This is a genomic window from Kosakonia sp. (genome assembly GCF_032104925.1).
In the GTDB taxonomy this organism is placed as follows: Bacteria; Pseudomonadota; Gammaproteobacteria; order Enterobacterales; family Enterobacteriaceae; genus Kosakonia.
The window spans coordinates 609,652-632,760 of the sequence record NZ_DAMCGF010000002.1 but is presented as its reverse complement, the minus strand read 5'-3'; the positions used below and the strand labels follow the sequence as shown (position 1 = coordinate 632,760).

Here is a 23,109-nt window from a genome sequence, read left to right as displayed (position 1 = left end):
TATGAGTGTGATTTATCAAACCACCATTACCCATATCGGTGAGAGCGCCCCGGACGCGCTGAGCGACAACATGCTGATCACCTTCCGCGAAGGCGCGCCTGCGGATGTCGCCGAGTTCTGTTTTATCCATAACCACGGTGCGCTTTCGGGCGCGCTGTTACCCGGCGCGCAGTTTGAACTTGGCGATCGTCGCTACCCGGTCACCGCCGTCGGTGATGTCGCCGAGCAGAATCTGCGTGAACTGGGTCATATCACCCTGCGTTTCGATGGGCAAACGCAGGCCGAATACCCCGGAACGGTACACGTCGCAGGCCCGGTGCCGGACGATATCGCCCCCGGCTGCATTTTGAAATTTGTCGCTTAAGTCGTAAGGAGAAGAGTATGAAACAGGTTGCCGTTGTCATTGGTGGAGGACAAACCCTTGGGGCGTTCCTTAGCCGTGGGCTTGCCGCAGAAGGTTACCGCGTGGCGGTAGTGGATATTCAAAGTGATAAAGCGGCAAATGTCGCCCAGGAGATCAACAGCGAGTTTGGCGAAGGGATGGCCTACGGCTTTGGCGCGGACGCCACCAGCGAGCACAGCGTGCTGGCACTGGCGCGCGGCGTGGATGAGATTTTTGGCCGCGCGGATTTGCTGGTCTACAGCGCAGGCATTGCCAAAGCGGCGTTTATCAGCGACTTTGCGCTCGGTGATTTCGACCGTTCTTTGCAGGTGAACCTGGTGGGCTATTTCCTCTGCGCACGCGAGTTCGCGAAGTTGATGATTCGCGACGGCATTCAGGGGCGCATCATCCAGATCAACTCCAAATCCGGCAAAGTGGGCAGCAAGCACAACTCGGGCTATAGCGCAGCGAAGTTCGGCGGCGTGGGGCTGACCCAATCACTGGCGCTGGATCTGGCAGAATACGGCATTACCGTGCATTCGCTGATGCTGGGTAACCTGCTGAAATCGCCGATGTTCCAGTCACTTATCCCGCAATATGCCAGCAAACTGGGCATTGCGGCGGATGAAGTGGAGCAATATTACATCGACAAAGTACCGCTCAAGCGCGGCTGCGACTACCAGGATGTGCTGAACGTGCTGATGTTTTATGCCAGCCCTAAAGCCTCTTACTGCACTGGCCAGTCGATTAATGTCACCGGCGGCCAGGTGATGTTCTGATCTGCGTGGCCCTCCGCGCGGGGGCCTGATTTAAAAGGAGAGTGCTATGGTTTCAGCCCTGATCACCGTCGCCGCCATTGCCTGGCTCTGCCAGATGGCGCTGGGCGGCTGGCAAATCCGCCAGTTTAATAAAGCGTTTGATACGCTGTGCCAGCGCGGGCGCGTCGGCGTCGGGCGCTCCGGCGGGCGTTTCAAACCGCGCGTGGTGCTGGCCGTGGCCTTTGATCAGCAAGACCGCGTAACGGACACCTTGCTTATGCGCGGTCTCACCGTTTTTGCCCGCCCCACAAAAATTGACTATCTGAAAGGGATTAAAAGAGAGGAATTAGAGCCTGATGTGATCTTTCCCCATGATCCGAGCTGTCAGAATGCACTATCATTAGCGCTTAAAATGAAACATTGATAATTTCGTTGTGAACGCTAATAGCTTGCGAAATTATCATTTCGCAACGTAACGCAGGATATCAGCGCCTATGAAACCACGTCAGCGTCAGGCGGCTATTCTTGAGCATCTGCAAAAGCAGGGAAAGTGTTCTGTTGAAGAGCTGTCAGCTTACTTCGACACCACAGGGACGACCATACGTAAAGATCTCGTCGCGCTGGAACATTCCGGCGCGGTGATCCGCACTTATGGCGGTGTGGTGCTCAACAAAGATGAAGCCGATCCCCCGATTGATCACAAGACGCTTATCAACACCGTGCAAAAAGGGCTGATTGCCGAAACGGCAGTGACCTACATCCACGACGGCGATTCGATCATCCTTGATGCGGGCAGTACGGTGCTGCAAATGGTGCCGCTGCTCAGCCACTTCAATAACATCACGGTAATGACCAACAGTTTGCATATCGTTAACGCCCTTTCTGAGCTGGATAACGAGCAAACGATCCTGATGCCGGGCGGCACTTTCCGTAAGAAATCGGCCTCGTTTCACGGCCAACTGGCGGAAAACGCCTTTGAGCATTTCAGCTTCGACAAGCTGTTTATGGGCACCGATGGCATCGATTTAGAGGCGGGTGTCACCACCTTTAACGAGGTGTTCACCGTCAGTAAAGCGATGTGCAACGCCGCGCGGGAAGTGATCCTGATGGCGGACTCCTCCAAATTTGGCCGTAAAAGCCCGAACGTGGTCTGTAGCCTGGAAAGCGTGGATAAACTGATCACCGATTCCGGGATCGCCGCTGACGTGCGCGCCGCGCTGGAAGCCAAAGGTGTAGAAGTGATCATTGCCGGAGAAAAACATGAGTGAGTCATTAATTAACGCCGGACGGCAAACCCTGCTGCTGGAGCTTCAGGAAGCCAGCCGCCTGCCGGATCGCCTTGACGAGGCGTTTGTGCGCGCCGCTGAAACCGTGCTGAATTGCGAGGGGAAAATTATCGTCTCCGGCATCGGTAAATCCGGTCATATTGGCAAAAAGATTGCCGCGACGCTTGCCAGCACCGGCACACCGGCATTTTTTGTCCATCCGGCGGAAGCGCTGCATGGCGATCTCGGCATGATTGAAAGCCGCGACGTGATGCTGTTTATCTCCTATTCTGGTTCGGCAAAAGAGCTGGATCTGATCCTGCCGCGCCTTGAAGAGAAATCCGTCGCGCTGCTGGCGATGACCGGTAAACTCCGTTCCCCGCTGGCGCTTGCCGCGCGGGCAGTGCTGGATATTTCGGTGGAGCGCGAAGCCTGCCCGATGCACCTGGCTCCCACCTCCAGCACGGTGAACACACTGATGATGGGCGATGCGCTGGCGATGGCGGTGATGCAGGCGCGCGGGTTTGATGAAGAGGATTTTGCCCGCTCTCACCCGGCTGGCGCACTTGGCGCGCGGTTGCTCAATAAAGTGCACCATCTGATGCGCAAAGAGGAGCAAATCCCGCAGGTGCAGCTTACCACCAGCGTGATGGACGCGATGCTGGAACTGAGCCGCACCGGTTTGGGTCTGGTGGCAGTCTGCGACAACCAGCGCCATGTAAAAGGGGTATTTACCGATGGCGATCTTCGCCGCTGGCTGGTCTCAGGCGGGGCGCTAACCGCGCAGGTCGATAAAGCGATGACGCCCGGCGGCATCACGCTGGAGGCAGGCAGCCGCGCCGTGGACGCCAAAGAGCGCTTAATGCAGCGCAAAATTGCCGCCGCCCCGGTGGTGGATGACGCCGGTTTACTGGTCGGCGCCATCAACCTGCAAGACTTCTACCAGGCCGGCATTCTTTAACGCTTCAGCCCCGGGCGTTTCGCCAGCCGGTACAGGCTGGCGACGCCTCGCGGCACCATCACTGGCAGGCAGTCATCTGTTAACGCTTCAGCCCCAGGCGTTTCGCCAGCCGGTGCAGGTTGGCGACGCCACGCGGCACCATCACTGGCAGGCAGTCATCTGTTAACGCTCCAACCTAAGACGTTTCGCCAGCCGGTGCAGGTTGACGACGTCACGCTCCACGATCGCTGGCAGGCAGTCATCTGTTAACGCTTCAGCCCCAGGCGTTTCGCCAGCCGGTGCAGGTTGGCGACATCCATCTCCAGACAGCGCGCGCAGGCCGCCCAGTTACCGCCCTGCTCTTCCAGCGTGCGGGTAATAAATGCGCGCTGAAAATCCTCCGTCGCATCGCGCAGATTTTGCTCCACGGGCAGCGGCGTCACCGCAGCGGAGGTGGCCGCCGGTTCATCGCTAAGCGCAAAATGGCGCGCTTCCAGCACCACGTCATCACGGTTACGCATACCGCGCGCCAGCACCACCGCGCGGTGGATGGCGTGCTCCAGTTCGCGCACGTTACCTGGCCAGCCATAACTCAGCAAATGCGCCCGCGCGCCGGGGCTTAGTGCCACTCTCCCCAGCCCCAGCCGCAAACGGCACTGCTCGCAGAAGTAGCCCGCCAGTAAAACAACATCTTCCCCGCGCTCACGCAGCGGCGGTACAGAAAGCGGAAACACACTCAACCGATGGTAGAGATCGGCGCGAAAACGTCCGGCCAGCACCTCTTCGCGCAGGTCGCGGTTGGTGGCGGCCAACACGCGCACGTTGACACGCAGGCTGCGGTCGTCACCAACACGCTGAATATCGCCATATTGCAGGACGCGCAGCAGCTTCGCCTGCAACGACAGCGACAGCTCGCCAATCTCATCGAGAAACAGCGTGCCGTTATCCGCCATCTCGAACTTGCCACTGCGGTTGCTGATAGCGCCGGTAAAGGCACCTTTGACATGGCCGAACAGCTCGCTCTCCGCCACGCTTTCCGGCAGCGCGGCACAATTGAGATAGACCAGCGGATTGATGGCGCGCAGCGAACCTTCATGAATCGCTTTCGCCACCAGCTCTTTGCCGGTGCCGGTTTCACCACTGATCAACACGTTCAGATCGGAAGCGGCAACGATATCGATCTCTTTTTTTAGCTGCTCCATGCCCGCCGACAGGCCAATCATTTCGCTGCGCGTCACCTGTTCGAACGCCGCTGGTGCGCCGGGCAGCATATTCTGGCTCTCCAGTTGCTCTATCAGCAGCGCGTTGTTCAGCGCGCCTGCCGCCAGCGCAGCAATCAACCGCAGCTCTTCATCGCTAAAGGTATCGAACTGATCCGGCGACATGCCATCGAGCGTCAGTGCGCCAATCAGGTTTTGCCCGGCGAACAGCGGTAGCCCAACGCAGGCGTGCACTTTCAGGCTCTCCTGACCGGGGATCAGCCCATCGTAGGGATCGGGCAAATCGCTGTCGGCGGGAAAACGCACGACATCACCTGCACGGGCGATCGCCTCCAGCCGTGGGTGGCCTTCCAGCGTAAAGCGCCTGCCCAGCACATCCTGCGCCAGCCCGTCGATGGCCAGTGGAATAAACTGCCGCGCGTCGTAGCGCAGCAGCGCCGAAGCGTCGCACTCCAGCACCTGGCGCAGGGTGGTGATTAGCCGCTGGAAACGATCCGCATGGCCGATGCCGCTTTGCAGTTCTATGGCGATCCCCGCCAGGACATTTAGCGAAAAACTCATACCTACCTCACTGTCATTTTGACAATGCATAGTGTCATATTGACTGTATTAGTCATAGTCATAATGACAATTTATTTTTTCGAAAAATCATTAAAACGCTTTTATATCAATTAAATATAAACCTGGCACGCAACTTGATATTAGCCATACATCGAATTGAGAAAACTGCACAGGACAACTGATATGGCTATTCATGTAAAAAACAACATTCACTGGGTTGGACAGCGTGACTGGGAAGTTCGCGACTTTCACGGCACCGAATATAAAACCCTGCGCGGCAGCAGCTACAACAGCTATCTGATCCGCGAAGGCAAAAACGTGCTGATCGATACCGTCGATCATAAATTTAGCCGCGAGTTCGTGCAGAACCTGCGCAGCGAAATCGATCTGCAGATGATCGACTACATTGTTATCAACCATGCGGAAGAAGATCACGCCGGTGCGCTGACCGAGCTGATGTCGCATATCCCGAACACCCCGATTTACTGTACCAATAACGCCATTGATTCGATTAATGGCCACCACCACCACCCGGAGTGGAACTTCAACGTGGTGAAAACCGGCGACACGCTGGATATCGGCAACGGTAAACAGCTTATTTTTGTCGAAACGCCAATGCTGCACTGGCCGGACAGCATGATGACCTACCTGACTGGCGATGCGGTGCTGTTCAGTAATGACGCTTTTGGTCAGCACTACTGCGATGAACGTCTGTTCAATGATGAAGTGGATCAAACGGAACTGTTCGAGCAGTGCCAGCGCTACTACGCCAACATCCTCACGCCGTTCAGCCGCCTGGTAACGCCGAAAATCACCGAGATCCTCGGTTTTAACCTGCCGGTCGATATGATTGCCACTTCACACGGTGTGGTATGGCGCGATAACCCGACGCAAATCGTTGAGTTGTATCTGAAATGGGCGGCGGATTACCAGGAAGATCGCATCACTATTTTCTACGACACCATGTCCAACAACACCCGCATGATGGCTGACGCTATTGCGCAGGGCATTAACGAAGTCGACCCGCGCGTGGCGGTAAAAATCTTCAACGTCGCCCGCAGCGATAAAAACGACATTCTGACCAATGTGTTCCGCTCCAAAGGCGTGCTGGTCGGCACCTCAACCATGAACAACGTGATGATGCCGAAAATCGCCGGGCTGGTCGAAGAGATAACCGGCCTGCGTTTTCGCAATAAACGCGCCAGCGCTTTTGGTTCCCACGGCTGGAGCGGCGGCGCGGTTGATCGTCTGTCGACCCGTTTACAGGACGCCGGATTTGAAATGTCGGTCAGCCTGAAAGCGAAGTGGCGACCGGATATCGACGCGCTGGAAGTCTGCCGCCAGCACGGGCGCGATATTGCCCGCCAGTGGGCGCTGTCGCCGCTGCCGGAGCCGGTAAACAGCCCAGCCGCCAGCGCACAAGAAACCTGCGCCTGCGCAGCGGCGGCAGCGGCCGATCTCGGACCATCCATGCAGTGCAGTGTGTGCCAGTGGATTTATGATCCGGCAAAAGGTGAGCCGATGCAGGATGTCGCACCGGGTACGCCGTGGCGCGAAGTGCCGGACAATTTCCTCTGCCCGGAATGTTCCCTTGGCAAAGAGGAGTTTGACGAACTGGCAACGGAGGCAAAATGAGCGCAGGCATTGTGATTATCGGTTCGGGCTTCGCCGCCCGGACGCTGGTGAAAAACATCCGCAAACTGGACAGCGCTATACCGTTGACGCTGATTGCCGCCGACGGCATGGAAGAGTACAACAAGCCGGATCTCAGCCATGTGATTAGCCAGGCGCAGCGCGCCGAGGATCTGATTCGCCAGTCGGCGGGTGAGTTCGCCGAGCAATATAATCTGCGGCTGTTCCCGTACACGTTTGTCAGCGCCATCGATACGCAAGCGCGGGTGGTGAAAAGCGCCGACAAACAGTGGCAATACGACAAACTGGTGCTGGCGACCGGGGCAAAGGCCTTCGTTCCGCCGCTTCCTGGGCGCGAAAAAATGCTCACGCTCAATAGCTTGCAGGAGTATCACGCCTGTGAAACCACCCTGCGCGATGCCAGCCGCGTGCTGATTGTGGGTGCCGGGCTGATTGGCTGCGAGCTGGCGATGGACTTTCGCCGCGCGGGCAAAACCGTGACCGTTCTCGATAACGCCGCCAGTATTCTGCCGTCGTTAATGCCGCCGGAAGTGAGTGGCCGCCTGCAACACTGCCTGACGGCGCTGGGCGTACGCCTGTTGCTGCAATCGCGTTTAGCGCAACTCGACGAACACAAACAGGGGGTGCGTGCGCAGCTGGATGACGCTCGCTACATCGATGCGGATGTGGTCGTCGCCGCTACTGGTCTTGCGCCGCAGGTGTCGCTGGCGCAGAACGCCGGACTGGAGGTTGGGCGTGGCATCGTGGTGGACGGTACGTTGCAAACCAGCAATCCGCACATCTTCGCACTCGGCGATTGCGCGCAGATCAACGGCCAGGTGCTGCCGTTCCTGCAACCGATCCAGCTTAGCGCGATGACGCTGGCGAAAAACCTCACCGGCAACAGCACGCAACTGGTGCTGCCCGCGATGCTGGTGAAGGTGAAAACGCCGCTGATGCCGCTGCATCTGGCCGGGGAAACGCACCGTACCGATCTGCGCTGGCACATTGCCACCGGGGCCGACGGCATGGTGGCAAAAGGGCTGGACGCCGAGGATAAACTGCGCGCGTTTGTGGTCAGCGAAGACAGAATGAAAGAGGCGTTTGCCCTGCTTAAAGCACTGGCGATATAGCCCGCGATGCCGCTACCAGCCCCTGGCCGAAGGCAATGCCGCCATCACCGGCCGGGAGTTGGTGCGCAAACAGCAAAGTAAACTCCGCAAGATAGTGCTGTAAGCGTTTTTTCAGCAGGCGGTTATGCATTACGCCGCCGCTGAACGCCAGCACATGAATGCCACGCCGTGCCGCTTCCTGCCGCGCCAGTGCTGACAGGCCCTGCGCCAGCGCGTCATGGAATGCCCATGCGCGTTCGGCAGGTGTGGCCTGCCAGTTCAGCCAGCTTTGCCAGAACGCCGCTAAATCCAGCATGGTGCCACGCAGCGGCATCTGAACCGGATGTTCAACGGACGCAACGCTCGCCGCCAGCGCTTCCAGCTGGCAGGCCGCTTCACCTTCATAGCTCAGGTGCAGCGGCGCACAACCGAGTGCACAGGCAATGGCATCAAATAAGCGACCGCAGGATGAGGCTTTCGGCGCATTAACCCCGCGTTCAATTGCACGCGCCAGCATCGGCCAGTTCTGCCGCTGGATATCGGCGGTTTCCGGGTAGCGCTGCCAGTCAGGAACAAAATCCAGCATCTGCGCCAGCAAGTTGCGCCACGGCTGCTGCGCGGCTAAATCCCCGCCGGGGAGCGCCACCGCCGGTAACCCGCCTAAGTGCTCACACTCGCGGTAATTGACCCGCAGACATTCGCCGCCCCACAGCTCGCCGCCTTCGCCCATACCGATGCCATCAAGCGTTATTGCAATGACATCGCCGCCCTCCAGCGGCCAGCCGTGTTCACCAAGGCAGGCAGCGGCGTGAGCGTGGTGATGCAACACCGTCTGCACCGGCAGGCCATAGCTGCTGGCCCACTGATGCGTGCGATAACCCGGATGGGCGTCAACCACCACCTGTTCCGGGGAAAAATCGTAAATATCCAGCATCAAACGCAGCGCACTGCGCCACTGCGCTTCGACGCCTTCATCGGTGAGATCGCCAAAATGCTGACCCGGCACCGCGCTGTTACCGCGCAGCAGACAAAAGGTGTTTTTCAGATCCGCGCCCAGGCACAGCAGCGGCGGAAGATCGTTAAACCCCGGCGGCAGCGATATCGCATCCGGCACATAGCCGCGCGAACGGCGCAGCATCTCCCCGCTCGCGCGTACCACGGAGTCATCCATGCGCTGAACAATATCGCGGTTGTGCAGCAAAAATCCGTCGGCGATCTCCGCCAGATCGCTTAACGCCTCGTCATTGCTGATTGCGGGCGGTTTGCCGCTGAGGTTGCCGGACGTCATCACCAGCGGGCGCTGTAATTCCTGCGCCAGCAGGTGTTGCAACGGACTGGCAGGCAGCATGACGCCCACTTCATCAAGGCCAGGCGCAATGGCCTCGCACAGCCCGCAAACGCTGTTTTTGTCCACCAGCACAATCGGTGCGGCGGGTGTCGCAAGTAAACGCTGCGCCTGCGTCGTCACGCCTTCCGCGCCGGGTACCATCACCGCCAGCGGTTTTGCCGGACGATGTTTTCGCGCACGCAGATGCATCACCGCCGCCTGGTTTGTTGCATCGCAGGCGAGATGAAAACCACCAATGCCTTTTACCGCCACAACGCCGCCGCTTTTTAGCAGCGCGACGGCCGCCTGTAGCGCCGCTTCCCCATGTGCATGCTGTTCGCCGCTGCGCCATTCAAGCGCCGGGCCGCATTCATGGCATGCGACGGGCTGAGCGTGAAAACGCCGATCCAGCGGATCGCGGTATTCAGCTTCGCAAACCGGGCACAACGGAAAACCGGCCATCGCGGTATTAGGCCGGTCATAGGGCATGGCGTGAATAATGGTAAAGCGCGGCCCGCAGTGGGTGCAGTTAATAAATGGGTAGCGGTAGCGGCGTTCAGAAGGGTCGTTCATCTCCGCCAGGCAAGCCGGACAGGTTGCCGCATCGGGGACTATTTGGGTATTCATTGCGCCACCCGCGCTGTGGCGAATGGCGAAATCAAGCGGTAAAACGGACCAGCAAAACGGCGCGCTGGTCACCATATCAATGCGCGCCAGCGGCGGGCACTGCTGCTGCAACAGGACGAGAAAGTCGCGCTCATTACCGAGCAGGCGAATCTCCACGCCCTGCGCATCATTACAGACATCACCTTTCAGCCCGAGCTGTTGCGCCAGTTGCCAGACAAAGGGGCGGAAGCCCACCCCCTGTACTTTACCGTACACGCGCAAACAGACACCGTTGCTGTTGGCCGTGTCATCATTGCATTGCTGCATTGAGCAATCGACTCTTCATCTGTTGATAAGTGCTCTGAGTGTACTCTTCGGCCCAGCGCTGATCGTTGATCGCACTCACCCGAACTGCGCAATATTTGGTCTCCGGCGTTTTTGAAATCGGATCCAGATTATCCTGCGTCAGTTCATTACACGCACCAATCCACCACTGATAAGTCATATACACACTGCCGTGATTGACGCGCTCGCTGACATCCGCGCGGGTGATCACCTTGCCACGACGCGACTCAACCCACACAAGCTGGCGATCCTGTACGCCCAGCGCCGCCGCATCGTCCGGGTTAATTTGCACAAATCCGGGTTCATCGGCGAGGGTTTGCAGCGCCGCACAGTTGCCGGTCATTGAACGACAAGAGTAGTGACCCACTTCGCGCACCGTACAGAGCACCAGTGGGAACTCATCGTCCGGGCGTTCCGCTGGCGCACGCCACTGGGCAGCAAAAAGATGGCCTTTGCCGTCCGGCGTATCGAATTTGTTGTTCTGATACAGATATGGCGTGCCGGGGTGATCCAGCGTCGGGCAAGGCCACTGAACGTGTCCCATATCGCCCATTTTTTCGTAGGTTACACCGTAGAACAGCGGGCACAACTCGCGCAGCTCATCCCAGATTTGCTGGTTGTTGTCGTAGTGCATCGGGTAGCCCATTTCCGTGGCAATCAGGCTGATGATTTCCCAGTCGCGCTTGACGTTGTACTTCGGCTCAATAGCTTTTTCAAAACGCTGGAAACCGCGATCGGCGCAGGTAAACACGCCGCCATGCTCGCCCCAGGAGGTGGCGGGCAGCAGCACATCGGCCTGCTCGGCGGTTTTGGTCATAAAGATGTCCTGCACCACCACGAAATCGAGCGCTTCAAAGCCTTTACGCACCAGGCCTAAATCCGCTTCGGTCTGCAACGGATCTTCGCCCATGATGTAGTAGGCTTTCACTTTGCCTTCCAGCGCCAGGTGCGGCACTTCGGTAATTCGCACGCCTACTTTATCGTCCATCACCGCCGGGTCGATACCCCAGGCTTTGGCGAATTTAGCGCGTACTTCCGGGTTGACCACATCCTGATAACCAGGGAACTGGTTGGGGATCACGCCCATATCGCACGCGCCCTGCACGTTGTTTTGCCCGCGCACCGGGCCAACGCCAACATGTTCACGACCAAGATTACCGGTGAGCAGCGCCAGGCTGGAGAGCCCTTTCACCACGTCCACCGCCTGGCCGAATTGCGTTACGCCCATGCCCCACATAATGGTGGCAGACGGCGCGGCGGCATAGGTGCGCATCGCCTGACGTACCTGTTTTGCCGGCACGCCGGTAATGTGTTCCACCGCTTCCGGCGCGTAATCTTTTACCGTTTCGCGGTACGCCTCAAGCCCGGTGGTAAAGCTGGCAACGTAATCTTTGTCGTAAAGTTCTTCTTCGAGCAGCACATAACCAAAGGCGTTGACCAGCGCCATATTGCAGCCGTTATTCAGTTGCAGATGCTGGTCGGCAATACGCGCGGTTTCGATGCGGCGCGGATCGCAAACAATGATTTTCGCCCCTTTCTGTTTAGCTTTGATCACCCGGCGCGCGACGATCGGGTGGGAGTCGGCGCAGTTATAGCCAAATACCAGCAAACAACTGGAGTTTTCGATATCGCTGATGGAGTTACTCATCGCACCGTTGCCGAGCGTTTCCTGTAAACCCGCCACAGACGGGCCATGGCAGACACGCGCGCAGCAGTCGACGTTGTTGGTGTTGAGCACGCCGCGGGCAAATTTTTGCATAACATAGTTGGTTTCATTGCCGGTGCCGCGTGACGAGCCGGTGGTCATAATGGCGCGCGGGCCGTATTTCGCTTTGATGTCGCTAAGGCGTTTGGCGGTGTAGCGGATCGCTTCATCCCAGCTAACCGGCGTCAGTTTGCCGCCTTTTTCGTAGCGGATCATCGGCTGGGTCAGACGCGGCGTCAGCAGTTTGGTGTCGTTGAGGAAATCCCAGCCGTAATAACCTTTCAGGCACAGTTCGTTCTGGTTCGTGTGGCCGTTGGCCGCTTCCGCACGGATGATTTTTCCGTTATCCACGACCAGTTTCAGTTTGCAGCCAGCGCCGCAATAAGGGCATACGCTCGTAATTTTTTTCATCAGTAACAGACCTGTTAAAAGTGAAATTCAGATTGTTTAGAACACCAGGGAAACGGCGCCATCCAGCGCGGCGCGACGACGTTTTTCCGCGCTCATCTGTTCCAGTAAGTTGCGATCGACACACACCAGCGCGTTGGTCGGGCAGGCCTGCATACAAGCGGGGCCGCTTTCGCGGTGGTGGCACAAATCACATTTGTTGGCTTCGGCTTTCTCGGCACGCACATTCAGGCCTGCGCCGCTGTGACGAATAACCGGGCGCACTACCACTTCCATCGCACCGTACGGGCACGCCACTACGCAGGTTTTGCAGCCAATGCAGCGCTCCTGCATCACATGCACAAACCCTTCGTCGCGGCTGATAGCGCCGTTCGGGCAAACATTCGCGCAGGGCGCATCTTCGCACTGACGGCATAATGTCGCCGTCGACACATTGACACCCTTGATGACATGAATACGCGGCAAAAACGTCTCCGGGGTGAGCGCCGCGCAATCCTGGTTTTCCTGATGAGATACCACGCAGGCGACCTCACAGGTGCGACAGCCGATGCATTTTGCTGCGTCAGCCATAATAAATCGGTTCATGAATTCCTCCGGTAAAAGGCGATATCCCGCCGGAGTATTCACAAAGCGTGCCAGAATTATAATTAACTGTTATTAAAGGAAATTTATAAAATCAGCGGGCTGTCATCGACAGAAGTGACGATGACAGCTGACGAGATCAGGCGTGCGGGCCATTAATAATGGAATCGCGAGTGATGAGCTCGCCGGGAAAGGTTTGCTGGTAGTGAAAATCGCCGCCATCGAGCATAAAGATCAAGCGGTTAATCGTCTCTTTGATCATCTCCGTGACCGGAATTTTCACGCTGGAGAGCGCCGGCACGGTAAATGGCGCAATAGCGATATCATCAAACCCCACCACCGACACCTGCTGGGGTACCGCGAGCTGGCTTTGATGAAGCTGCTTTATCGCGCCGATAGCCATATCGTCATTGCTCGCCACCAGCGCGGTGAACGTCGCCTTGCGGGAAAGCAGCTCCGCCACGCCCTGCGCACCGCTGGCTGGCGTCCATTTCCCTTCGGCTATCAACTCATTACGCACATCGATCCCGTGCTGCGCCAGCGCGTCTTTATAGCCCGATAAACGCTCAATACCGGTGGGCGAATCCAGCGAACCGGTAATAAACGCAATATCGCGGTGACCGCGGGAGATAAGCCGCGACACCACGCTCAGGCTGGAGGCTTTCTGGTCAGAGTAAACGCAGTGGCTGGCGTGTTTACGCAACCGGCGGTTGAGCACCACGATGGGCTGCGAATGGTTGTCGATAATCTCATCGAGTTCATCCACGCTAAGAAAGCGCGGATAAATAATGATCGCGTCGCAGCGCAAATCGAGCAGGTACTGGATCGCCTGGCGCTCCTCTTCGGCGCTGTGTTTGCCATCTGCCAGCAGTAATCGGCGGCCTTTATCTTCGGTCATACGCGCGGCGTGGGAAAGCAGCTCGCTAAAGTAAACCCCGTGATAGAGGGTGTTGGTGACCACCAGCCCTAAGGTCTGGGTTTTGCTGGAAGCCAGGCTGCGCGCCAGCAAATTCGGACGATAACCGCTTTCGGTAATGGCCTGAAAGACGCGCGCTTTCGTCTCTTCGCCGACATACCCTTTGCCCGTCAGCACGCGGGAAACGGTGGCTTTCGACACTCCGGCCCGCTTTGCTACTTCCTGCATTGTCGCCATCGATCCTACCCCTGCAAAAATCGTGACCCGAAGTGTACTTCAGGCGTTGCGATGATGGGAACACCTAACCCCGACAGATGAACATTTCGCACCCACCCAATTAAGTGATCATCATCACGATTATAAAAATAACCCCTTTTTACGTATTGTTTCACACAATGAAACTCATCATGATTTTGTGGAACCGGTTACCTATTTCATGTTTCATGGCCGCAAAATTGCAGTGATGAAGCCGTACCTTATTGATAGAACAGGACAAATCTCCATGGCAAAGAATTATGCCGCGCTGGCCCACTCGGTGGTGAACGCGCTGGGCGGAGCCGATAATATCGCCGCCGTAACGCACTGCATGACGCGTCTGCGTTTTGTAGTGAAAGACGAAACCCGTATCGACGCGCCTACGCTCAAAAGCGTCAGCGGCGTTATGGGTGTGGTACGCAACGACAACCAGTGCCAGGTGATCATCGGCAACACGGTTTCCCAGGCGTTTCGTGAAGTGGTCAGCCTGCTGCCGCAAGATATGCAGCCGGTTGAAGTACAGACGAAGCAAAAACTGACGTTGCGCCGCATCGGCGCGGGCATTCTGGATGCCTTAATCGGCACCATGTCGCCGCTAATCCCGGCGATCATCGGCGGGTCGATGGTTAAACTGCTGGCGATGGTGCTGGAGATGTCCGGCGCGCTGCCAAAAGGCTCCTCCACACTGACGATTTTGACGGTGATTGGCGATGGCGCTTTCTTCTTCCTGCCATTGATGGTGGCGGCCTCTGCGGCGGTGAAATTCAAAACCAATATGTCGCTGGCGATTGCCATCGCCGGGGTGCTGGTGCATCCGAGCTTTGTCGATCTGATGGCGAAAGCCGCACAGGGCGAGCACGTTGAGTTCGCGCTGATCCCGGTGACGGCGGTGAAATACACCTATACGGTGATCCCGGCGCTGGTGATGACCTGGTGCCTGTCGTATATCGAACGCTGGGTGGATCGCATTACACCGGCAGTGACGAAAAACTTCTTAAAACCAATGTTGATCGTGCTGATTGCCGCGCCGCTGGCGATTGTGCTGATTGGCCCGCTCGGTATCTGGATCGGTAGCGCAATTTCCGCGCTGGTCTACACCATTCACGGCTATCTTGGCTGGCTTTCCGTCGCCATTATGGGCGCTCTGTGGCCGCTACTGGTAATGACCGGTATGCACCGTGTGTTCACCCCAACCATTATTCAAACCATCGCGGAAACCGGCAAAGAGGGCATGGTAATGCCGTCGGAAATCGGCGCGAACCTGTCGCTCGGCGGCTCTTCGCTGGCGGTGGCATGGAAAACCAAAAACCCGGAACTGCGTCAGACCGCCATGGCGGCAGCGGCTTCCGCGATCCTGGCCGGTATCTCAGAACCGGCGCTCTACGGTGTGGCAGTGCGCCTGAAACGCCCGCTGATTGCGAGTTTAATTAGTGGTTTTGTCTGCGGTGCGGTCGCCGGTATCGCCGGGCTTGCCAGCCACTCGATGGCGGCACCGGGGTTATTTACCAGCGTGCAGTTCTTCGATCCGGCTAACCCGATGTCCATTGTGTGGGTATTCGGCGTAATGGCGCTGGCGGTAGTGTTGTCATTTGTGTTGACGCTGCTGCTCGGGTTTGAAGATATTCCCGTAGAAACCAGTGACAAACCGCAAGCGGCCGAGCCGGCCACTGTAAAAGAAGCACGAGCCTGATTTAAGAAAGCGAGGTAACGCATGTCAGTATTTCCGCAAGGATTTTTATGGGGCGGCGCGCTTGCCGCCAACCAGTCGGAAGGGGGGTATCTGGAGGGCGGCAAAGGGCTGACCACCGTGGATATGATCCCGCACGGCGCAAACCGTCTGCCGGTGAAACTGGGACAGGAAAAACGCTTTACGCTGCGCGATGACGAATTCTACCCAAGCCACGAGGCGATCGATTTTTATCATCGCTACAAAGAAGATATCGCGCTGATGGCGGAGATGGGTTTTTCGGTGTTTCGTACCTCGATTGCCTGGAGCCGCCTGTATCCGAAAGGCGATGAACTGACGCCGAACCCGGAAGGGATTGCGTTTTACCGGGCGGTGTTTGAAGAGTGCAAAAAGTACAATATCGAACCGCTGGTCACGCTGTGCCATTTCGATGTGCCGATGCATCTGGTCATCGAATATGGCTCATGGCGTAACCGCAAAATGGTGGAGTTTTTCACCCGTTATGCGCGCACCTGTTTTGAAGAATTTAACGGGCTGGTGAAATACTGGCTGACCTTCAACGAGATCAACATCATGTTGCACAGCCCGTTCTCCGGCGCGGGGCTGGTGTTCGAAGAGGGGGAAAATCAGGATCAGGTGAAATACCAGGCGGCGCACCATGAGCTGATAGCCAGCGCGCTGGCAACGAAAATCGCCCATGAAGTGAACCCGCAAAACCAGGTAGGCTGCATGCTGGCGGGCGGGAATTTCTACCCCTACTCCTGCAAACCGGCCGATGTGTGGACCGCACTGGAAAAAGATCGCGAAAACCTGTTCTTTATCGATGTGCAGGCGCGCGGCAGCTACCCGGCGTACTCCGCGCGCGTGTTCCGCGAAAAAGGCGTCACCATTGTCAAAGAAGCCGGTGACGACGAAATCCTGAAGAACACCGTCGATTTTGTCTCCTTCAGTTATTACGCTTCGCGCTGTGCGTCGGCGGATATGAACGCCAACAACACCAGTGCCGCCAACATCGTGAAATCACTGCGCAACCCGTACATTGAGGTCAGCGAATGGGGCTGGGGCATCGATCCGCTGGGTCTGCGCATCACCATGAACATGATGTACGACCGCTACCAGAAACCACTGTTCCTGGTGGAAAACGGCCTGGGCGCGAAAGATGAACTGAACGCCAATGGCGAAGTGGAAGATGATTACCGCATCAGCTACCTGCGCGAGCATATCCGCGCGATGGGCGACGCTATCGAAGATGGCATTCCGGTTATCGGTTACACCAGTTGGGGCTGTATCGATCTGGTGGCGGCATCAACCGGTGAAATGAGCAAACGCTACGGTTTTGTCTATGTTGACCGCGATGATGCCGGTAACGGCACGCTGGCACGCAGCCGTAAAAAATCGTTCTGGTGGTACAAGAAAGTGATCGCCAGTAACGGGGCCGATCTCGACTAAATACCTCGCCACACAAGAGGGGCAATACCGACGCATGTCATCGTTGCCCCTCTTTTCCCCGCTGTTTACAGACTTTTCTCAATGCCGGTTTGCCGCATGATAGCGTGACAACGCTCACATCTATGCCAGGCTTAATGACGTGTACAACAACGTCTGAAGGAGAAAGCATGGCAGAGCAAAGCCCAAAAACCACGCTAGCACCGCACTATCCTACTCCTCCGTTTGTCGAACAACCGCAGCCCGCACCGGGTCTTGCCAGCAAAATGAAACCTGTGCCGGATCACGGTGAAACCAGCTACCGGGGTTCCGGGCGTTTAGCAGGCCGTAAGGCGCTGATTACCGGCGGCGACTCCGGCATTGGCCGGGCGGTTGCCATTGCCTATGCCCGCGAAGGCGCGGATGTGGCGATCAACTACCTGCCGGAAGAGGAATCCGACGCCGCCGAAGTGATCAAATTGATCGAAGCCGAAGGGCGAAAGGCCATCGCCATTCCGGGGGATATCCGTTCAGAGCAGTTTTGCCAGACGCTGGTTAAAGAGGCAGTCGCCAAACTTGGCGGGCTGGATATTCTGGTCAATAACGCCGGTCGTCAGCAGTTCAATGAGTCGATTCTGACCCTGTCGACCGAAGATTTTGACGCCACCTTTAAAACCAACGTCTATGCGATGTTCTGGATAACCAAAGCCGCCGTGGAACATCTGCCGCGCGGTGCCAGCATTATCAACACCTCTTCGGTGCAGGCGTACCAGCCAAGCCCCATTCTGCTGGATTACGCGCAGACCAAAGCGGCGATTGTGGCGTTCACCAAATCGCTGGCGCAGCAACTTGGTGAAAAAGGCATCCGCGTCAATGCAGTGGCTCCAGGCCCATACTGGACACCGCTGCAGTCGAGCGGCGGTCAGCCACAGGAAAAAGTGCAGCAGTTCGGGGCCAGCGCACCGCTGGGCCGCCCGGGTCAGCCCGTAGAAATTGCCCCGCTGTATGTCACCATGGCCTCGGCGGAAAGCAGCTACACCTCCGGGCAGGTCTGGTGTTCTGACGGCGGTACCGGCACGCTGTAACTCCCCCCGCTTCCACTCTGTATGGCCGCCGTCTGGCGGCCATCGCTGGTAAGGATCGCAACACCGTGAAGAACACAGTCTCGCACTCTCCTGTCCGGGAGGATGGCTTTGCCGAACCCGGCGATTACGCCGCGATTGGCGAAGGACGCTCGGTCGCACTTATTGCCCCCGACGGGTCAATTGACTGGTGGTGCGCGCCGAACCTGGATTCCCAGCCGCTGTTTGATCGCCTGCTCGACCCGGAGATTGGCGGTTTTTTTCAGTTAGAGCCGCAACAACCTTACACCGTGACGCGCTGCTACAGGCAGGACAGCAATGTGCTGGAAACCACCTTTACCACCGCCAGCGGCAAAGTATTACTTACCGAATCCATTAACAGTACGCTCGCCGGACGTTTGCCGTGGAGCGAACTGGCGCGCCGGATTGAAGGTCTGGAAGGCGAAGTGGCTTTAACGCTGAAAGTGCGTTTCGGGACGCGGGCAGAAACCTGTTCGCCGTGGATGAACAAAACAGCGCACGGCAACGTCTACCATATCGCCGATTTAATGGCGATGCTGCGCACCAGCGAAGAGGTCAACATCACCGACGCCGACGATGAGCAGGTTAATGGTCACATGACGGTTTCGGCGGGCCAGCGGCGGCTGGTTGCACTGCTGGTGACTGAAAAAGAGCCGCTGGCAGTCCCGAGCCTTGAGGCAATTGACGCGCGCATTGAAACCAGCCATGCCGCCTGGTGCGACTGGAGTAAAAGCCTGAGCTATGCAGGGCGTTACGCAGAACATGTCGGGCGTTCCGCGCTGGCATTGAAATTCCTCTGGTATTCCCCCACCGGTGCGCTTGCCGCGGCAGCGACCACCTCCATTCCAGAAGGTATTGGCGGTGAGAAAAACTACGACTATCGCTACGCGTGGATCCGCGATGCCTGCCTGATCATTAAAGCCTTTGCCTTTTTGGGCGCGCTGGAAGAGTGCAAAGCCGCTTTCTCCTGGCTTTCAAAAACCATTATCCGCCACGGTGTCAGGCTGCAGGCGTGTTACACCCTCGAAGGGGAGGAAGTGCCCTGTGAAACGTACCCGGCGCTGCGGGGCTACAAAAATTCACAGCCGGTGCGAGTGGGTAACAACGCGCGCGACCAGCTACAACTCAGCATGTACGGCGATATGCTGGCAACGGCGGAGCTGTTCGTAAAGGCGGGCCACGTGCTGGATCTCACCACCTCGCGACTGCTGGGCGAGCTGGCAAACTGCTGTGCCGATCACTGGCGGCAAAAAGATTGCGGGATTTGGGAACTGCCTGAGCTGCAACATTATACCCACTCCAAGATGGCGTGCTGGCTGGCGCTGGATATGGCGGTGTTGATGGCGAAAGAGAAATACATTGAGCCAACGTGGGTCGGGCGCTGGCAGCGCGAGCGGGATCGCATCCGCGACTGGATCGAAACCCATTGCTGGTCACAGAGCAAACAGGCTTACCTCTTTTACCCCGATAGCGACGATCGGCTTGATGCTTCGCTGGCGCTGGTTTATCGCTATGGTCAACACGTTAACCCTCAGCGCATGCTTGCCACTTACCAGGCCATTGAAGAGGAGCTGGGCCACGGCGGCGCACTGGTCTACCGCTACAGCGGCGTCGAACAGGAAGAGAACACCTTTGTCGCCTGTTCGTTCTGGCTGGCGGCAGCCTGGGCGGCAATGGGCGAGACAACCAAAGCCGAAGCGGCAATGGACGCGATCCTCAGCGCCCTTTGCGATAAAGGCAATGTCGAAACTTTTAATGAGATGTTCGATGTTCGCACCGGCAAGTGGAGCGGCAACCTGCCGCAGGGTTTAAGCCACCTGGCGCTGATTTGCGCCGCGCAGGCGATTACCGATCACGGCACATCCCCTCCATAAACCGGTATGTTGCCAACGCGCTCGCAGTCACAGCCCGCAACCGGAGGAATTTCTGCCAAAGGGGTTAACAGCGCTACCGCATAAGATGGTTTTTCTCATGCGCGATCAACCACGCTTTGCGCGCGATACCGCCACCGTAGCCGGTCATCGCGCCGTCTTTACCAATGATGCGGTGGCAAGGTATGACAATCGCCACCCGGTTCGCGCCATTGGCCGCCGCGACGGCACGTACCGCGGTGGGTTGTGCAAGGCATTCCGCCAGTGCCTGATAATGCGTGGTCTGGCCGTACGGCACCGTTTGCAAGCCTTGCCAGACGCGGCGCTGAAACGCGCTGCCGGGCAGATCCAGCGTCAGCGAAAACTGCTGTCTGTCGCCCGCGAAATACTCGCCGATCTCTTTTTCCGCTTGCCGGGTATGCCGGTTTTCCCCGGCGATAATGCGCGCTTTCAACAAGCGCTGTAAGTCGCTGAATTCGGTCTCCAGCATGCGTCTATCCACAAACTCCAGCAGGCAAACGCCCTGTTCCGTGGCGCAGACAAACATCGGGCCAATCGGTGTGGTGAAACGGTGGATCATGATCACTTGCTGCCCGAGGCTCGGTGCCGCGCCAGTGAGTTTTTTACAGGTATAACCAAAGCCGCTGAGCGATTCATAACCGCTGTCAAAGGCAACATCGGTGGCGCTGCGCCCGCCTTTCAACTCCTGAAGCGCGACATTTACCCGCGACATGCGCTGAAAAGCCTGAAATGTGATGCCATGTTGCTGCAAAAACCAGCGGCGCACACGCTCCGGGCTGATGCCTTGTTCGCGCAGCAGCGTGTCGCTGATACGCATTTTAGGATTGGCGCGAACGAGCGCTAACGCCTGCTCGATAAAGCCCGGTGCCGAACAGGCATTTTCCGTTGGTCGACACACTTTGCACGGGCGGAAACCGGCATCGAGCGCTGATTTCATCTCGCGGAAAAACACCACATTTTCCCGCTTCGGCTTACGCGCGCGACAGACGGAAATACAAAAAACTCCGGTGGTTTTGACGCCGACAAAAAAGAGGCCGGTGTATTCAGAAGCGCGATCGAGTAGCGCCTGATACCAGGTATCGCACTGCACTTTATCCGTGATTTGCATAGTGGAAAACGCCCTCAAACGATTGCTGTGTCTGCACGCTCAACAGTATGTTTTTCAACTGCGTTTGTAACGCGGCATGAACAGCATTGCCCATCGAAATACGGCGCACGCCAAGCGTGGCCAGTTCGGTGAATCCTGCCAGCCCCGGTACGCACATCACATTGAGCGGCAAAGGGATCTGCTGGGCGATAGCGGCTATATCTGCGTTTTGCATCACGCCGGGCACAAACAGACCGTCCGCGCCGTGTTGAGCATATAACTGCCCGCGATACAGCGTCTTTGCCAGCGCATTTTCCACGTTCAGCAAGAACGTATCGGTACGGATATTCAAAAATAACGGACACGGCAATTGCGCGCGGATTTCCCGTAACTGCCGGGCGAATTGCGCGGCCTCAACCAGTTGCCGTTCGCCATTGACCACGCGGCTATCTTCCAGATTAATGCCCACAACACCGAGCTTTATTAAGTGTTGCAGGTTATCGGCAATGGCTTGCGCAGTTTGGCCGTAACCGGCTTCCATATCCACGCTGAGTGGCAGATCGCAGACGGCGCGAATGCGCTTCACCATAAACAGCAGTTCGGCAAACGGCATTTGTTCACCATCGTCATAACCGAGCATTGCAGCAATGGCGGCACTGGACGTGCCCATCGCCTGATATCCGGCCTGCTCTGCCGCCTGCGCGCTGGCTGCGTCCCAGACATTGGCGAGCAGTAATGGTGTGGTTTGATGGTGAAAAGCGGTGAAATCCATGGTCGTCTCCTGGGGCGTTAAGTGGAGTCAGTGTGGCGTTTGCCGTCTACTCCTCACAACCGAAAATCGGACGACCATTTTTTATATGTCGGGCAGAGGCCGTTTTAGTGCTGGCAATCACGTTACCAGGCACGGCGCGAAGATCATTGCCTCAGGCAGTGGTGGTAATCATCGATGTTGCTGTGGCTCGGGTTGTTGCGGTAATAGATCACCGGAATCGACTTTCCGGGGTGATCGCGACCGAGATCCAGGGTATGGGTGGGCACGTTTGATTCTTTTTGCTGTAGCTCTGGCCGTTTGTCGCGAACGCATTGCCATCACAATATCGACCTTGGCCAAATCGTTCGGCGTTCCTGGATGACAGTGACGATCTGCGCTTCAACCCACAGCGGATCGTTGTTGATTTTTCGGCTGAGGAAATAATCCCGGGTAAAGCATTAAACGACTGCCTCGATCACCGCTGAAAAAGGTATCCATACCCAATCTCATGAAAGAACGCGCATTTCCTCACACCATTCAGTCTGCTTGTAGGAGCCGGATAAGGCGCAAATCGCCATCCGGCAATGTAGTTTGTCACGGATAGAGGGACATCAAAAGCGAGTGCTTATCCTGATCGAACAGCGCGAAATCGCGGCTCAGCGTGGGGTTTTCCTGCTGGAGACGCTGCTTTTGTGCCGGGAATTTTGCGTCGTCGGTAAAATAGAGCGCCATCAGGTAATCCATGTTTTCAAGGTGCTTGCTTTCAGAATCAACAATCACGCGTTGATAGCACGCCTTATCTTTTTTGCCGATCCGATCTTTGAGCATACACTCTTGCAGCAGCAGAGAGGGATCGGTGTTAGCTCTGTTCACAGGCTCGAGATAAGCGAGGGCTTTTGCATATTCGCCCTTTGAAGAGAGCAAGCTGGTGTAACTTCTGATGACATTGGCGTTCTCAGGATTTTCGCGTGCCAGCTTGTCGAAGTCCTGTAACACGTTGGATTTTGCCGCATCATCTGCCAGCGCATACTGTTTTACCAGGTCTGACGCCTGCTGAGTTGGCTCATCTTTATAGCGACTCACAGCGACGACGCTGACGCTAAAAATAAAAAAAAGAGCGATGAAAAGCGTTTTTTTTACATTCATGATT

At 57.1% G+C, this 23,109-nt stretch carries 20 protein-coding genes; 11 read left to right on the top strand and 9 right to left on the bottom strand.

What is annotated here, in order from left to right; genetic code table 11:
• Position 1 precedes the first annotated feature (1 nt).
• The 5 genes from srlB to gutQ all read left to right on the top strand — a co-directional run bounded on the left by srlB (position 2) and on the right by gutQ (position 3,366).
• Entirely contained in the window at positions 2-364 is a 363-nt protein-coding gene (srlB, locus tag RT644_RS06055; protein WP_160268937.1) for a PTS glucitol/sorbitol transporter subunit IIA, read from the top strand.
• Between the two features lie 17 nt (positions 365-381).
• Complete coding sequence (srlD, locus tag RT644_RS06050; protein ID WP_017459304.1) at positions 382-1,161, top strand: sorbitol-6-phosphate dehydrogenase; 780 nt, start codon at positions 382-384, stop codon at positions 1,159-1,161.
• Between the two features lie 46 nt (positions 1,162-1,207).
• On the top strand, positions 1,208-1,564 hold the full coding sequence (gene gutM / locus RT644_RS06045) for a transcriptional regulator GutM (protein ID WP_020454932.1): 357 nt from the start codon (positions 1,208-1,210) through the stop codon (positions 1,562-1,564).
• Positions 1,565-1,634: 70 nt separating this feature from the next.
• Positions 1,635-2,408, top strand: coding sequence for a DNA-binding transcriptional repressor (locus tag RT644_RS06040; RefSeq protein WP_020454933.1), 774 nt, complete (start codon positions 1,635-1,637; stop codon positions 2,406-2,408).
• On the top strand, positions 2,401-3,366 hold the full coding sequence (gene gutQ, locus RT644_RS06035) for an arabinose-5-phosphate isomerase GutQ (protein WP_045510965.1): 966 nt from the start codon (positions 2,401-2,403) through the stop codon (positions 3,364-3,366). Before RT644_RS06040 ends, gutQ begins: the two co-directional genes overlap by 8 nt.
• A 245-nt stretch (positions 3,367-3,611) precedes the next feature.
• On the opposite strand, the gene norR is transcribed toward gutQ, so the two are convergent.
• Positions 3,612-5,126 (bottom strand): nitric oxide reductase transcriptional regulator NorR, encoded by a 1,515-nt coding sequence (gene norR, locus RT644_RS06030; RefSeq protein WP_313626145.1) that lies wholly within the window; start codon positions 5,124-5,126, stop codon positions 3,612-3,614.
• Between the two features lie 183 nt (positions 5,127-5,309).
• Between norR and norV the strand changes: the two genes are divergently transcribed.
• Both norV and norW read left to right on the top strand, forming a co-directional pair.
• Entirely contained in the window at positions 5,310-6,761 is a 1,452-nt protein-coding gene (gene norV / locus RT644_RS06025; RefSeq protein WP_313626144.1) for an anaerobic nitric oxide reductase flavorubredoxin, read from the top strand.
• On the top strand, positions 6,758-7,891 hold the full coding sequence (gene norW, locus RT644_RS06020) for an NADH:flavorubredoxin reductase NorW (RefSeq protein ID WP_313626143.1): 1,134 nt from the start codon (positions 6,758-6,760) through the stop codon (positions 7,889-7,891). Before norV ends, norW begins: the two co-directional genes overlap by 4 nt.
• On the opposite strand, the gene hypF is transcribed toward norW, so the two are convergent.
• The 4 genes from hypF to RT644_RS06000 all read right to left on the bottom strand — a co-directional run bounded on the left by hypF (position 7,872) and on the right by RT644_RS06000 (position 13,996).
• Positions 7,872-10,130, bottom strand: a complete 2,259-nt coding sequence (gene hypF / locus RT644_RS06015) for a carbamoyltransferase HypF (protein WP_313626142.1) — start codon at positions 10,128-10,130, stop codon at positions 7,872-7,874. The genes norW and hypF overlap by 20 nt on opposite strands.
• Positions 10,114-12,264, bottom strand: coding sequence for a formate dehydrogenase subunit alpha (gene fdhF / locus RT644_RS06010; RefSeq protein WP_086873690.1), 2,151 nt, complete (start codon positions 12,262-12,264; stop codon positions 10,114-10,116). Before fdhF ends, hypF begins: the two co-directional genes overlap by 17 nt.
• A gap of 36 nt (positions 12,265-12,300) precedes the next feature.
• Positions 12,301-12,846, bottom strand: coding sequence for an electron transport protein HydN (gene hydN, locus RT644_RS06005; RefSeq protein WP_020454941.1), 546 nt, complete (start codon positions 12,844-12,846; stop codon positions 12,301-12,303).
• A gap of 136 nt (positions 12,847-12,982) precedes the next feature.
• A complete protein-coding gene (locus tag RT644_RS06000; protein WP_020454942.1) occupies positions 12,983-13,996 on the bottom strand; it encodes a LacI family DNA-binding transcriptional regulator in 1,014 nt (337 codons plus the stop codon).
• 265 nt (positions 13,997-14,261) lie between these two features.
• Between RT644_RS06000 and ascF the strand changes: the two genes are divergently transcribed.
• The 4 genes from ascF (at position 14,262) to RT644_RS05980 (ending at position 20,103) form a co-directional block, all read left to right on the top strand.
• Positions 14,262-15,704 carry a PTS cellobiose/arbutin/salicin transporter subunit IIBC gene (gene ascF / locus RT644_RS05995; protein ID WP_045510983.1) on the top strand — a complete coding sequence of 481 codons (1,443 nt, stop codon included), beginning with the start codon at positions 14,262-14,264 and terminating at the stop codon, positions 15,702-15,704.
• A 21-nt stretch (positions 15,705-15,725) separates the two neighbouring features.
• On the top strand, positions 15,726-17,150 hold the full coding sequence (locus RT644_RS05990) for a 6-phospho-beta-glucosidase (RefSeq protein ID WP_097407340.1): 1,425 nt from the start codon (positions 15,726-15,728) through the stop codon (positions 17,148-17,150).
• A gap of 167 nt (positions 17,151-17,317) precedes the next feature.
• Entirely contained in the window at positions 17,318-18,211 is an 894-nt protein-coding gene (locus RT644_RS05985; RefSeq protein WP_020454945.1) for an SDR family oxidoreductase, read from the top strand.
• Between the two features lie 65 nt (positions 18,212-18,276).
• A complete protein-coding gene (locus tag RT644_RS05980) occupies positions 18,277-20,103 on the top strand; it encodes a glycoside hydrolase family 15 protein (RefSeq protein WP_313626141.1) in 1,827 nt (608 codons plus the stop codon).
• Between the two features lie 73 nt (positions 20,104-20,176).
• On the opposite strand, the gene RT644_RS05975 is transcribed toward RT644_RS05980, so the two are convergent.
• From RT644_RS05975 to RT644_RS05960, 4 genes are all read right to left on the bottom strand, one after another.
• Positions 20,177-21,229, bottom strand: a complete 1,053-nt coding sequence (locus RT644_RS05975) for a methylated-DNA--[protein]-cysteine S-methyltransferase (RefSeq protein WP_313626140.1) — start codon at positions 21,227-21,229, stop codon at positions 20,177-20,179.
• Positions 21,213-21,980 (bottom strand): isocitrate lyase/phosphoenolpyruvate mutase family protein, encoded by a 768-nt coding sequence (locus tag RT644_RS05970; protein WP_313626139.1) that lies wholly within the window; start codon positions 21,978-21,980, stop codon positions 21,213-21,215. The genes RT644_RS05975 and RT644_RS05970 overlap by 17 nt, the downstream gene beginning before the upstream one ends.
• A gap of 143 nt (positions 21,981-22,123) precedes the next feature.
• Positions 22,124-22,246, bottom strand: coding sequence for a hypothetical protein (locus RT644_RS05965; protein WP_313626138.1), 123 nt, complete (start codon positions 22,244-22,246; stop codon positions 22,124-22,126).
• Positions 22,247-22,553: 307 nt separating this feature from the next.
• Positions 22,554-23,105, bottom strand: a complete 552-nt coding sequence (locus tag RT644_RS05960; RefSeq protein WP_313626137.1) for a hypothetical protein — start codon at positions 23,103-23,105, stop codon at positions 22,554-22,556.
• Positions 23,106-23,109 lie beyond the last annotated feature (4 nt).